Genomic DNA, 12,526 nt, shown 5'->3' on the forward strand with positions numbered 1-12,526 from the left:
ATTGGGTATGGTAGTCGTCTCTTCGAATAAACATCGGCGCTTCCAAGCTAATACCGACACCAGAAGCGTGCTGTCATTCCACTATCTCGGTCTGAGAGCTGTTGCTTGCCGAATAAGATTCACTATGCGACAGTGGAAAACTGCACTCAAATGGTACAGCTCCATAGTCGACGGGGCCTGGACCGCAGGCACATGGAATTAAATTCGTGGGGATCCCTCAGACTCTGACCCCATTTTTTGAGTTATTGGCGTTTAATCGGTAGCTCGGTGGTGTTTTTCACCTGCTTTAAGGCGAAGGTTGAGCTTAAATGATCGACAAGAGGCAGGTGAGTTAATTTCGTTTTAAGTAAGAATTCGTACTCTTCAATACTTTCCACTATCACTTTTAGTAAATAGTCTTTTTCACCGCTGGTGGTATGACACTCCACGATTTCATCGATGTTTTGTACGGCATTTTCAAAATCGGTTAGCGAGTCACCGTCATGGTTTTTCAACGTGACATAGATAAAGACCGACACACCTAAATTCAGTTTTTTGCTGTTTAGCAATGTGACTTTACCAAGAATGATGCCGTCGGCTTCCATTCGCTTGACACGTCTCCAGCACGGAGTGTGCGACAATCCTACACGCTGGCTTAAATCTGCCATCGACACCGTGGCGTCTTGCTGAAGTACGCGCAAAATCTCACGGTCAAATTTATCCAATTTCATTAACACTGTTTCCGTCGTTTTTATGATGTTTATTATATATCAAAAAAAATTCTAGGATAGCTGTCCTAGAAAAATTGTAATCAATTCTATTGCGTTTCAGTTTGTAAATTTCATTAACAAACTTTGCAAGGCCTGTCCTCAAAACAATCGGATACACTTGGCAAAATGTTGCTGATCTTTGCGAGGCCGATAAGTGTACCGCAAATCATCTTCAGACTCTCACATCATCCCAAATGAGCGGCGTTTCGTTTTCGTGACAGCTAGACCTTGGGTAGGCTTTAATTCATCACAGTATTAATAGGGAAAATATGTCAGTTTTTGATCACCCGGAGTTCAATAATCACGAACACGTTGCGTTTTATCATGACGAGAAGGCGGGCTTGAGCGCCATTATTGCTGTACACAATACCAATCTGGGGCCAGCACTTGGCGGTTGTCGCATGTGGCCCTACGTAAATAGTGGTGAGGCATTGACCGATGTGTTGAGACTGTCAAAGGGGATGACGTATAAAGCAGCCATGGCTAACTTGGAGCTTGGCGGCGGTAAATCTGTGATCATCGGCGACCCTCGAAAGGCTAAATCGCCAGAAATGATGAAGGCAATGGGCAAGTTTGTTGAATCATTGGGCGGCAAGTATTTCACTGCTGAAGACTCTGGTATTTCAGTAACGGACTTGCAAACCATGGCAACCGAGTCGGATTACATCGCTGGTGTTAATGCTAAATACCACTATGCGGGCGAAGTACCTGACGGAAACCCGGCTCCGTCTACAGCATACGGTGTGTTTGTGGGATTAAAGGCGACGGTAGAGTACGGCTTGAAGCGCAGCCTTGATGGCGTCAGTGTTGCTATACAAGGTATGGGGCACGTTGGCTACCGTCTTGCAAAGCATTTGCATGAGCACGGTGCCAAGCTTTATGTTGCGGATATCTATCCTGAAGGTGTTGAAAAAGCAGTATCTGAATTTGGTGCGACAGCTGTAGCGCCGGAAGAAATACTGAGCTTAGATGTGGATGTGTTAGCGCCATGTGCGTTGGGTGCAGCCATTAACGATCTGTCATTGCCTGAAATCAAAGCCAAAGTAATTGCAGGCGCTGCAAATAACCAGCTTGCACGTGAAGATATTGGTGAATTGCTTCAACAACGCGGCATTCTGTATGCGCCAGATTACGTGATCAACGCGGGTGGCGTTATCGACATCTTCCATCAGCGTATGGAATCGAGTTCTAATGAAGCGCTTCGCGCACATATTGAGCAAATCGGCGAAACGCTAAAAGAAATTTATACCCGTGCAGAGCAAGAAGGGGCGGCGACAAACCGCGTTGCCAACCTTATTGCCGAAGAGAGATTTTCTTTAAAGGGTTGAAAACTCTCAACCAAATAGTCATAATGCGCCCCGCACTCAAGCAGGGGCGAATGACTTTGCTTTGAATGCGATTTTCTATGGTGGGCTTTTGGTCCTCCCGCAATGATACTCTGTGAACCCGGTCAGGCCTGGAAGGGAGCAGCCGCAGCAGACGACTCATGTGCCGGGATGTGGCTGGAGGCCCGCCACCCAAATTCTTTATTCGTCTTCTTTTTTAGTCTTTTCTATTTCATCTAAGTACTTGAGTGCTTTACTAATAGCATGCTCAACATTCATTTCCATTTGATTTCGTTCGCTCTGAGGCAGGTAAAACGCCATGTCTACTTCGTAGCGGATATAACGTGGTGGAACCTGATTTAAGGCAAGACAGCACAAGTCTGCTAAGTAATCAGGACTTTTCGTGGTATCGAGCCCCAGCTTACTGATTCTTTCTAAAACCAGGTGTTCATAATAGTTATGGATGTCGTCATCTAGTTTCATGTTCATTCCCCTTATAATTGTTGTTAGCGCCCTGCGTAAAAGTGCTGTGGTATGCAAATATGTTGTGCGGAAAATACAGCACTTGTCCAACTAATTGGACACATTTTTATACAAGCTAAATGGCACAACACGAACCTTGCCTATATATCCTTATAATGTATAGCTTGTATTCTGTGGATGTCGAGTCGACGGTGATAGAATTACGAAGTTAAACAAAGCAATAAGGCAAGAACGACATGAAAAAAAATATAGAGCCCTGCTACTACGGCGATTACCTACAGCTTGATAAGATTTTGGGGGCGCAGGACTTACAGAGTGAGAAGTACGGTGACGCGGCGCACGAAGAAATGCTGTTCATTATTGTTCACCAAGTTTATGAGCTTTGGTTCAAGCAGGTTCTTCATGAATTAAATGCAGTAATTGATACGTTTAATCAAGAAACAGTTAAAGATCAGCAGCTAACGCTAGTGGTGCATCGCTTACAGCGAGTCATACAAATTCAAAAGTTAATGAACGATCAAATTGCTATCATGGAAACCATGACGCCACAGCAGTTTTTGTCGTTTAGGGACTACCTGGTGCCCGCGTCGGGCTTCCAAAGTATACAGTTCAAGCGTTTAGAAATATCACTGGGCCTAAAGCGCGATTTCAGAATCGACTTTGATAAACAAAGCTTTTACAACCGTCTGACTGATAAAGATAGAGCGTTATTGGAAACCCTTGAAAGCAAACCCAGTTTGTTTGAGCTGGTCGACAAATGGCTTTCAAGAATGCCGCTTCTAAAAACGGAAGGTTTCGATTTTTGGCAATATTATAAAGATGCGGCAGACGAAATGTTGAAAGACGACCATCATACAATTTCAACCAGTGACATGCTGTCTGATACAGAGCGGCGACAAGAGCTAAAAGACTTACAAGCAACGATGGAGAACTTTGATGCGTTGTTTGATGATACGCAGTTTGAAAAGTTAAGAGGCGAGGGCAAATTCCGCTTAAGTCATAAAGCATTGCTTTCTGCATTATTTATAAAGCAGTATTCTGAAGAGCCTATCTTTAATCTGCCGTTCCAGCTTATTACCGCACTCACAGAGATAGACGAGCAACTCACTATATGGCGCTATCGTCACGCAATGATGGTTCAGCGCATGCTGGGCACTAAAATTGGCACTGGTGGATCGTCAGGACATCATTACCTCAAGAAAACCACTGAGTCTAATCGTATCTATTTAGACTTTTTTAACATGGCAACCTTTTTATTGCCTAAAAGTGCGTTGCCTGAGCTACCAGAGGCTGTGAGAAAGCAATTGGGGTTTTATTTGCAGTAGCTTTAAAGCAAATTAACACGCACAGATAGGCAAATTAACGACCGATGTATTCAGATTAATATTTAGGTCTGCCGACCGTATGAAAAACACCTAGATATGTTCGTTTCAGCGTAAATTACTCATTTTAGATAGCTGAAACAAGAAAGTTTGTAAGCGGGTGCGGCTTATACTTTAGGTGTAATTTGCGCTTTTTTACTACTCAGTATGAAAAGTGAACTGGGAAGTTCGTTTTTTGTGCTCTATTTGTAAAATGTAAGTTAATATTTACAGATTAGAGTTAAAAGATAAAAAAAATTGAACTTTTGTGAAGTACCTGTCTGATCCCAGTTGACCCTTCGCACAAGATGTGGTTATTATCGTAATGAGGCTTTGACCTTACTAATAATAATTCGTTATATAAACGATTTAAGAAACACACCCTAAGAATTTTTAGTGGTCCAGGGAGACAATACATGTTTATAAACTCTAAGCTGGCTAAGTCAGTGAAGTTGGCGTGCGCATTCGGTGCAGCATCATCTATCGGCTTCACTGGTGCAGTTAACGCACAGGAAACCGAAGAAGCAGCGGACACAGTAGAAAAAATCGAAGTAACAGGTTCTCGTATCCGTCGTACAGACATTGAAGGTGCAAACCCAGTTACAGTTATGTCACGTGTTGATATCGAAAAATTCGGTATCACTTCAATCGGTGACGTTCTTCAAGCAATTCCTTCTGCAGGTTCTGCTATCAACACCAACAACAACAACGGTGGTAATGGTACAACGACTATCAACATTCGTGGTATCGGTTCAAACCGTACGCTAGTTCTTGTTAACGGTAAGCGCTGGGCGCCAGGTCTAGGTGGTTCAGTTGACCTTAACAACATCCCAGCGTCTATCATTGAGCGTATCGAAGTGCTTAAAGATGGTGCTTCTGCGGTATACGGTTCTGACGCAGTAGCTGGTGTTGTAAACATCATCACTCGTCAAGATTTCGAAGGTGTTCACGCTTCTGGTTACTTCGGTGAGTATGATGAAGGCGATGGCGAGAAAGAACAATGGGACATTGGCTTTGGTACAGCTAACGACAAAGGTAATGTATACGTAAATATCAGTTACGTAGAAGAAGAAGCAACGCTAGCGGGTGACCGTGCTATCTCTGCGGTTCCTACCTACGGTGCGCCAGAAGGGTTCGGTGGTTCATCAGCTCCACCTCAAGGCCGCTTCCACGTTTTCGACCAAAATCCAAATTTTGATCCGCTAGACGAAGATTCATCTCAGTTCCTTTCTAACAACAACGAAGGTGATAGCAATGGTGGACTAGCACCGTGGGTTGAGCCAACAAGCCGTTTCAACTTTGCACCATTTAACTATCTATCTACGCCACAAGAACGTACTAACATCTACACTCAGGCACGCTATGAGCTTGCAGATAACTTGTCTGTTAACGTGACTGGCTTCTACGGTAACCGTAAATCAGAGCAGGCTCTAGCGCCTACTCCACTGTTTATTGGTACTGCATTTGGCGACTCCGGTTTCACACTAGCGGCTAACCACCCGTTTAACCCGTTTAATCGCAGAATTACCACGGATGCTTCGTATTTCACGAACCCAGAAACTACGCCAGATTACGACACACTAAATCTAGATCCAACGCTTTATGATCCAAATGCATCAGAGATGTTTTTGTTCGGTCGCCGTATGATGGAAGCGGGTTTCCGTAGCTTTAAACAAAACGTTGACCATTTCCAGTTTAACGGTGGTTTTGAAGGTGTTATCGAGTTCGCTGACAGAGAGTTTTTCTGGGACGCAAACTACACTTACGCAGATATCACTCAAAATACATCTACCGACGGTCTGCTTAATATGGATCGTGTAAGACGTGCGATTGGCGACCCTGCTAACTGTACAGGTGAATGTACGCCGCTTAACTTGTTCGGCGGTGCGCCAAACGTTATCGGTGAAGGAACAATCACGCAAGAAATGCTTGATTACATTACGTTTACAGCACAAGACGAGCTAAACTCTACGTTGGAAAGCTACTCTGCTAACATCTCTGGTGAAGTATTTGAATTACCAGCTGGTTATCTAGCATTCGCTGCAGGATACGAAAAGCGTTGGCAGTCTGGTTATGATCAGCCAGATGCGATCATTGCTGCTGGTATTACTTCAGGTAACGCTCGTCAGCCTACCGCTGGTGCGTTTGACGTTGAAGAAGTTTACCTAGAACTTGCTGTTCCACTACTTTCAGATATGCCTGGAGTAGAACAGCTAGACCTAGAACTTGCTACTCGTTATTCTGATTACAGCAACTTCGGAGACACCACTAACTCTAAAGTGGGTCTTAGGTGGCGCATCAATGAAGACCTACTCGTTCGTGGTACTTGGTCAGAAGCTTTCCGTGCTCCATCGCTTGACGAATTGTTCTCAGGTAACAGCGATAGCTTTGCACCACTAACTGACCCATGTAACGGCGGCGCGGCAGGTAACCCAGAACTTCCAGGTTGTGCTGGAATTCCTGCGACTTATGAACAGCCTAACACGCAGATCCGTACTACTGTCGGTGGTAACGCAAACCTAGAAGCTGAAGAAGCAGAAAGCTTTACGTACGGCTTCGTTTATTCTCCAGAAGCAGTTGAAGGCCTATCAATTACATTTGATATCTTCGATATCGAAGTTGATAACGCAGTATCATCTGTTGGCGCACAAACCATTCTTAATGCCTGTGCTCAAACTGGTGTAAACCTATGTTCGCTTATTGAGCGTGGTTCAGGTGGTAACGTAGTTGACTTGTTTAATGGCCAAGTAAACCTTGGTGGACAGACAACATCTGGTTTCGACTACAACGTAGCATATAACTTTGAAACAGAGTACGGTGACTTCCGTATTAACTGGGATGGTACTTATGTTGACGAGCGTACTACTATCGTAATCGACCCAGTAACAAATACATCTACTGAGTTTAACGATGCCGGTCGTGCAGGCGACCGTGACGTTGTTCCACGTCTACGTACTAACGTAGCGGTTACTTGGTCATATGACGATTGGACAGCTAACTGGTTAGTTCGATTCATCGGCCACACTACTGAGGAGTGTTCAATTGATGGCGATACACTTGATCAGCAACTATGTAGCGATCCAAGTGAAGAGCTTGGTGGCGATAGCTTCAACGAACTTGAAGATATGGCGTACCACGATGTATCACTAGGTTACGCAGTTAACGATAACCTACGCATCACTCTTGGTGTGAACAACTTGTTAGACACTGACCCAGAAGTTTCTTACTCGACGTTTGCTAACAGCTTCGACCCGTCTATGTATGAAATCCCTGGACAATTCTTCTACACACGTGTAAATCTTAACTTCTAATTGAAGTTGTAGTAGACAGAATGAAAAAAAGCCTCTTCGGAGGCTTTTTTGTTATGTGGAAGCCGTACTAAATAAAGTGTGGACAACAGGTAATGAATGTAGAGCAGTGTATTAAGAATGCTAATGAAGCCCATGCATCAGGCAACACTGATGAGGCAATGCAATGGTTAAAACAAGCTGGCGAATTTGGAGACGTTAATGCCGCGTTGGATTATGCCTATTTCAGCTCAAGGGAGAACCCAAGAAAATCAGTGGCATTCTTAGAAGGGGTAAAGTGTGCAGATAACCCCGTCGTTCAGTTCCATAAATTACAAATTGGCTATTATGGTGACGTAATAACGAATACGAAGTTAGTAGCCAAGACGCTCATCGCACTCGGGAACGAAGGTGTGATAGAGGCTTATTTAGTTGCGCTTTCTTACCTACCGGTAAATAGCACTACATTTTCTTATATTGCGAGTAGGGTGTGTCACCTAGCACCGAATATCAGCAAACAGCTTAATTTGCATTCAGCGTCACAAGTTACTAATGACGAAAGTCTGAATCAAGAAGTTATAGAAGAAATATCTGAATCGCTTGGTAGAGTATATGAACCCTCTAAAGTGTTAGATACATCTTTACCTATTAATGTGTACGAAAGCCTACTATCTGAATATGAATGCCATTACTTAATCACCAAATTTAGCTCACTCTTGCAACCCTCGATGATTGTTGACCCTAGGACTGGCGAGGGCATAATTGACAGTGTGCGAACAAGTTACGTTGCCGTTATAGAGCCTAGTCATTGCGATTGGATTACAAGAAAGCTGGACAAAGTAATATCACAAATTACGAATACGCCTAGACGTAACGGCGAGGCGTTAAATTTATTGCGATATGAACCAGGTCAGCAGTACAAACCCCACTATGACGGGCTAAACGAAATAAACGATGGATTAATGTTTAAAGATGGAAAACAGCGCACGAAGACTGCTCTTGTATACCTGAATACGGTTGATGAGGGAGGGGAGACTCTTTTTCCTAAGCTAAATATCCGTATTGTACCAAGATGCGGAACTGTCGTTGTTTTTTCCAACTCAGACAAAGACGGTAAGCTATTGTTAAATAGCTATCATTCTGGCGCGCCATCTATTTCACAAAATAAATGGATAGTTACAAAATGGATTAGAGAATGTACAACTATTTATGGTAACGTAGTCTACGGTACTTATACTAAGGGATAACACGGATGAAAAGAGTAACAAAAATAATTCTTGCATCAAGCCTAGCACTAGCATTGGGAGCATGTGGTTCAACTGACAATCAAAGTTCTGAGTATGCTAAGGCAAATACCAACGGCGGAGACGATGGTATGGTATGCAAAATGGAGAAAAAGATAGGTTCAAACCGCATGCAGCGCGTTTGTTACTCTGTGGAAGAAAGAGAGAACATGCGTGAAGCTGGCCGTGAAGGGTGGTTGCGTATGCAGCGTGGATCAGAAACCGGCGGCGGTGACCTGTAAATACACCGTAGGTTAGTTTAAGATGGGAGGCAAAACGCTTCCCATTTTTGTATGACTAAAGAAAACAATAATAGCCCTGACGATACGCTTGCTCAAATTACAGACGCAATAAATGCAGGCGATTACAATAAAGCTCTTTTTCATTACGGTGAAGTTTGCTCGCGATGGCCCGAGTATTTGTCGCCAGCGTCTGGCGTACAGCTTTCTAAATCTCAAGCTACACATATTCATAATGCAGCGAATTTAGCTCGGCGTGATTTATTTATAAAAACCCAGTCGATTGGTTCGAGTAAAAGAATTAAGCGCGCCATTTCAATGTTTTGCGGCGCTGAACAAAAGAAGTTCGATAAAGCACTTCAGTCTCCAAGCTTTCTATTTATCCCAAACCTTCCCTCTACTCCGTTTTCAGATGTCAGTGCAGTGGAAGGGCTTGATACATTTATCAATACGCTTAGTGCCCATAAAGACGTGTTCATATCTCGTTTGTCAGGTGCAAACGAGCGCTATATTCACGATATAGGTGCAGTGCCAGACACCGAAGATTGGGCACAGCTAGCCCAAAAATGGAACTCACTTCACCTAATGAAAGGCGGCAAGTTTACTGATAATGGTGATAACCTTCCTGACGAAGTAAAGACGTTATTCAATTCGCCAATCCTGGCCCATTGTCCAGTACACGCACCTGAGGTAGTCATTTCTGTACTGCAGCCACGTACAAAAATCCCACCTCATTTCGGAATTTCTAATCTAAAGTGGACGTTGCACATCCCACTGATTATTAATGATAAGTCGTATTTGCATGTTGCTAATGAGCGATGCTATTGGAGTGAAGGGAAGACCGCTATTTTGTTTGACGACAGCTATCAGCATAGCGCGGAGAATGAGGACGAAACGGCCAGAGCAGTTTTAATAATTGATATTTGGAACCCGCATTTAACGCTTACTGAGCGGGAGGATGTTGCACAGTTTATTTCCAAATATGGCGAGTGGTCTTTGCAGTATGGGGCACTAGCTTCATTGGATAGAAGGTTATATAAATAATGCAATCGCAACCAAATATTGTTATCCCAAACCTCATTAATGCATTCAACAGAGGTGATTTCCTTTTTGTCATCAATACAGTAAAAAAAAGTGGGGCGTTAAATCGTGTTGATCCTGTAGTCTCGCAATTACATGGTAGTGCGTTAAGAAAAATAGGTAAGCTTGATGACGCCGTGAAGGTCTTTGAGAAAGGTTTAAAGCTGTTCCCTCAATCTACCGACCTAATGAATAGCTATGGAAATCTGTTTCTTGACAAAATGCAAAGTGATAAAGCGATTTTATGGTTTTCAAAAGCCCTAAAAATCAAGCCGAATGCCTTTGATTATAAGTATAACTTAGCAAGAGCCTTCTATGATGCTAAGCGCTTTAGCGAGGCTGAAAAGCAATGTCTTCAGTTACTAACAACACAGCCAAACAAAAACACAGTCTTGCTGTTAATGGCATCAATTTTAGTAGAGGACCATCGCGATGATGTGGCTGAACGCTATTTGAAGCGATTATTAGACAGCGAACCACAAAATAAAAAAGCGCTTAATAACTTAGGAAATATCAAACGCAGAAATAACCAGTTCGATGAAGCAATATCACTCTACAAACAAGCGCTATCGGGGGGAAGTTCTACCGCAGAGCTTTATCAAAATCTAGCTGCAGTCTTTGCTCTAAACGGTTCGTTAAATGAGGCCTTTGCTACTTATAAAGAAGGGATAAGGGTCTTTCCTGATAGCGTAAATTTGCACAAAGAATATGCTCATTTAGCCTGGGTTCAAAACCTTGAAGCACCGTTTTCTCTTTTAGAGGCAAACTTATCAATTGATAATCCGGATTTAATTTTGGCTTACACGGAATTGATGATTAGGGTAGAGGAATTTGAAAAAGCTAAGTTTTGGTTAGAAAAGCTCCTCGAAACTAAGTTACCCACCTATCAAATTGCTGCAGCGGCCAGTTTATCTCACACATTAAGAGAGCTTGGAGAATTTGAAAAAGCACTGGCAACCGTAAGTGTTAAAGCGTCTAATCCCACTCTAGAGACGCTCCCGTTAATAATTGAGAAAAGCTATTCTTTATTAAGTCTCAAAAGGTATAAAGAAGCGATAAAAGCACTAGAGTTGGTGTGCCGAATTGCGCCGCTTAATCAGGGTTATTGGACATTATTATCCACCGCGTACAAAGCTCATGGCGATGAGGCTAAGTATAATCAGTTATGTGATTATCAAAGTTTTGTGAGCGTACAGTCTTTGTTAGGAAACGAAGACGCAAACACAAAATTTATAAACCTACTTAGAGCACATCTTATTACGCTTCACAACAACGAAAGACACCCAATTGGGCAGTCGCTTCGCAACGGCTCTCAAACATTTGAAAACCTTTTCGATTCGACCCACCCAGTAATTAAAGAGTTAAGGTGGGCTATTGAGGCAAGAGCCAAAGAGTTTTTATCAACGCTTACTCGTGTGAAGAAGCATCCATTCTTATCTCGCCTAAGCCAAGATATCGATTTTATAGGCAGCTGGTCGGTAAGGTTGCGCCAGAAAGGATTTCACAAATCTCACTATCATTCAGAAGGATGGCTTAGCGGCGTGCTGTATGTAGATGTGCCCGCTGAAGTTAAAATTAACGGGCATGGCTGGCTAGTTTTTGGACGGCCGGATATTAGTGGCGTCGATATGACAGAAGACTATGCTGTTAAGCCCCAAGAGGGAAGTGTTGTTTTCTTCCCTTCGTATATGTGGCACGGTACAAATCCAATTTTGTCTAATCAACAACGTCTGACGGTCGCTTTTGACATTGTGCCTAATCCTACCATCTAGGTGTCCGCATTAAGCTAGCTCTAATTTAAAAGCCAGGGTATATCGGGGCGTGTAGCAAATACGGTTGGGCGGCCTTCCTACATGCTTGATTGCCCCGTGAAAAATCACAGTCCTACCCGGCTTTGGCGTGCAGGCGAAAACGCAATCGTTTTTGCTATTATAAAAAAGCGTTTCACCGCCCCATTCAATATCCCACTCGGGGCACAGATACACCAATACAGTAAGTTCATTAGCTTCTGGCAGACAGTCTGTATGTGTAAAAAGCATGTCGCCGTACGATGCATAATTCACATAGCCACGATATGCTCTGTAATGTTTACCTGTGGTACTAAAGATTTCCTTAATAGCATGTTGATAAACGGCCAGTGCTCGCACTTGCGTATCGCTAAGTTCGACTGCCCAATGTTTGTATTGAGCGGTGTCGGGACGCGCGACTTCAGTATGTTTGAATGCGCTTAGTTCTAAACCTTTAAATATACCCGTTGCTTCTTCAAGGGAGCATAAATCATCGAATACCCAGACAGGTTTGTCATCAATTGTGTAGCTATATGCAGGTGCGCTCATGGTTTAATCATTCTTGTTATGTATAGATGCGGTATAAATAACAAATTGTGCATAGCAAGCCAATGTTAATTTTCAATGTTGTTTTTTACATTTTTAGATTTGAATAAAAGCAACAACAAATAATCTAAGAGCAATAATTGTTTAGACAAGTCGCCTCATATTGTAACTATGAAGGCCTCGGTTGGGCTATATCAGTGCAAGGCAAAGCACACTTTTACACCTAACTTCTGGTTTTGTGCATTTAATTAGTGCAATTTTGGGTGAATATTAATCGATTAAGAAGTGGCCAGAATTATGCAGGAGAATTTCGAACGCTTATTCAAGCTAACTGAACGCAAAACGAGCAGTTGATCGAAAATCTACTAGGTGTAAACAGTGTGTTA

10 protein-coding genes and 1 other RNA gene are annotated in these 12,526 nt (G+C 43.0%); 8 read left to right on the plus strand and 3 right to left on the minus strand.

All coding sequences use genetic code 11. The features are described 5' to 3' along the window. Positions 1-242 precede the first annotated feature (242 nt). On the minus strand, positions 243-710 hold the full coding sequence (locus QME20_RS07625) for an Lrp/AsnC family transcriptional regulator (protein WP_014948689.1): 468 nt from the start codon (positions 708-710) through the stop codon (positions 243-245). A gap of 308 nt (positions 711-1,018) precedes the next feature. Here QME20_RS07625 and QME20_RS07630 point away from each other — a divergent pair, with 308 nt between their 5' ends. Then, on the plus strand, positions 1,019-2,077 hold the full coding sequence (locus tag QME20_RS07630; protein WP_014948690.1) for a Glu/Leu/Phe/Val dehydrogenase dimerization domain-containing protein: 1,059 nt from the start codon (positions 1,019-1,021) through the stop codon (positions 2,075-2,077). An 86-nt stretch (positions 2,078-2,163) separates the two neighbouring features. Beyond that, positions 2,164-2,260, plus strand: an RNA gene (ffs, locus tag QME20_RS07635) — signal recognition particle sRNA small type. A gap of 15 nt (positions 2,261-2,275) precedes the next feature. On the opposite strand, the gene QME20_RS07640 is transcribed toward ffs, so the two are convergent. Further along, on the minus strand, positions 2,276-2,557 hold the full coding sequence (locus QME20_RS07640; protein ID WP_014948691.1) for a late competence development ComFB family protein: 282 nt from the start codon (positions 2,555-2,557) through the stop codon (positions 2,276-2,278). Positions 2,558-2,793: 236 nt separating this feature from the next. On the opposite strand from QME20_RS07640, the gene QME20_RS07645 reads away from it, so the two are divergent. The 6 genes from QME20_RS07645 to QME20_RS07670 all read left to right on the plus strand — a co-directional run bounded on the left by QME20_RS07645 (position 2,794) and on the right by QME20_RS07670 (position 11,579). Further along, a complete protein-coding gene (locus tag QME20_RS07645; protein WP_281715718.1) occupies positions 2,794-3,882 on the plus strand; it encodes a tryptophan 2,3-dioxygenase family protein in 1,089 nt (362 codons plus the stop codon). A 452-nt stretch (positions 3,883-4,334) separates the two neighbouring features. After that, positions 4,335-7,229, plus strand: a complete 2,895-nt coding sequence (locus tag QME20_RS07650) for a TonB-dependent receptor (RefSeq protein ID WP_281715719.1) — start codon at positions 4,335-4,337, stop codon at positions 7,227-7,229. Between the two features lie 92 nt (positions 7,230-7,321). Further along, positions 7,322-8,452, plus strand: coding sequence for a 2OG-Fe(II) oxygenase (locus QME20_RS07655; RefSeq protein WP_281715720.1), 1,131 nt, complete (start codon positions 7,322-7,324; stop codon positions 8,450-8,452). Positions 8,453-8,457: 5 nt separating this feature from the next. Then, the gene (locus tag QME20_RS07660) at positions 8,458-8,730 is read left to right on the plus strand and encodes a hypothetical protein (RefSeq protein WP_281715721.1); all 273 of its coding nucleotides are present in this window, start codon (positions 8,458-8,460) and stop codon (positions 8,728-8,730) included. A 51-nt stretch (positions 8,731-8,781) separates the two neighbouring features. Then, positions 8,782-9,771 (plus strand): aspartyl/asparaginyl beta-hydroxylase domain-containing protein, encoded by a 990-nt coding sequence (locus QME20_RS07665; RefSeq protein ID WP_281715722.1) that lies wholly within the window; start codon positions 8,782-8,784, stop codon positions 9,769-9,771. Beyond that, positions 9,771-11,579 (plus strand): tetratricopeptide repeat protein, encoded by a 1,809-nt coding sequence (locus QME20_RS07670; protein WP_281715723.1) that lies wholly within the window; start codon positions 9,771-9,773, stop codon positions 11,577-11,579. The genes QME20_RS07665 and QME20_RS07670 overlap by 1 nt, the downstream gene beginning before the upstream one ends. A 9-nt stretch (positions 11,580-11,588) precedes the next feature. Here QME20_RS07670 and QME20_RS07675 read toward each other — a convergent pair whose 3' ends face one another. After that, positions 11,589-12,143, minus strand: a complete 555-nt coding sequence (locus QME20_RS07675) for a 2OG-Fe(II) oxygenase (RefSeq protein WP_281715724.1) — start codon at positions 12,141-12,143, stop codon at positions 11,589-11,591. Positions 12,144-12,526: the final 383 nt, after the last annotated feature.

This window comes from Alteromonas sp. CyTr2 (genome assembly GCF_947311905.1).
GTDB lineage: Bacteria > Pseudomonadota > Gammaproteobacteria > Enterobacterales > Alteromonadaceae > Alteromonas > Alteromonas macleodii.

Excerpts from the sequence above, each read along its gene's own strand:
- QME20_RS07625 (WP_014948689.1), bottom strand. The coding sequence starts at position 710 with ATGAAATTGGATAAATTTGACCGTGAGATTTTGCGCGTACTTCAGCAA.
- QME20_RS07630 (WP_014948690.1), top strand. The coding sequence starts at position 1,019 with ATGTCAGTTTTTGATCACCCGGAGTTCAATAATCACGAACACGTTGCG.
- QME20_RS07640 (WP_014948691.1), bottom strand. The coding sequence starts at position 2,557 with ATGAAACTAGATGACGACATCCATAACTATTATGAACACCTGGTTTTA.
- QME20_RS07645 (WP_281715718.1), top strand. The coding sequence starts at position 2,794 with ATGAAAAAAAATATAGAGCCCTGCTACTACGGCGATTACCTACAGCTT.
- QME20_RS07650 (WP_281715719.1), top strand. The coding sequence starts at position 4,335 with ATGTTTATAAACTCTAAGCTGGCTAAGTCAGTGAAGTTGGCGTGCGCA.
- QME20_RS07655 (WP_281715720.1), top strand. The coding sequence starts at position 7,322 with ATGAATGTAGAGCAGTGTATTAAGAATGCTAATGAAGCCCATGCATCA.
- QME20_RS07660 (WP_281715721.1), top strand. The coding sequence starts at position 8,458 with ATGAAAAGAGTAACAAAAATAATTCTTGCATCAAGCCTAGCACTAGCA.
- QME20_RS07665 (WP_281715722.1), top strand. The coding sequence starts at position 8,782 with ATGACTAAAGAAAACAATAATAGCCCTGACGATACGCTTGCTCAAATT.
- QME20_RS07670 (WP_281715723.1), top strand. The coding sequence starts at position 9,771 with ATGCAATCGCAACCAAATATTGTTATCCCAAACCTCATTAATGCATTC.
- QME20_RS07675 (WP_281715724.1), bottom strand. The coding sequence starts at position 12,143 with ATGAGCGCACCTGCATATAGCTACACAATTGATGACAAACCTGTCTGG.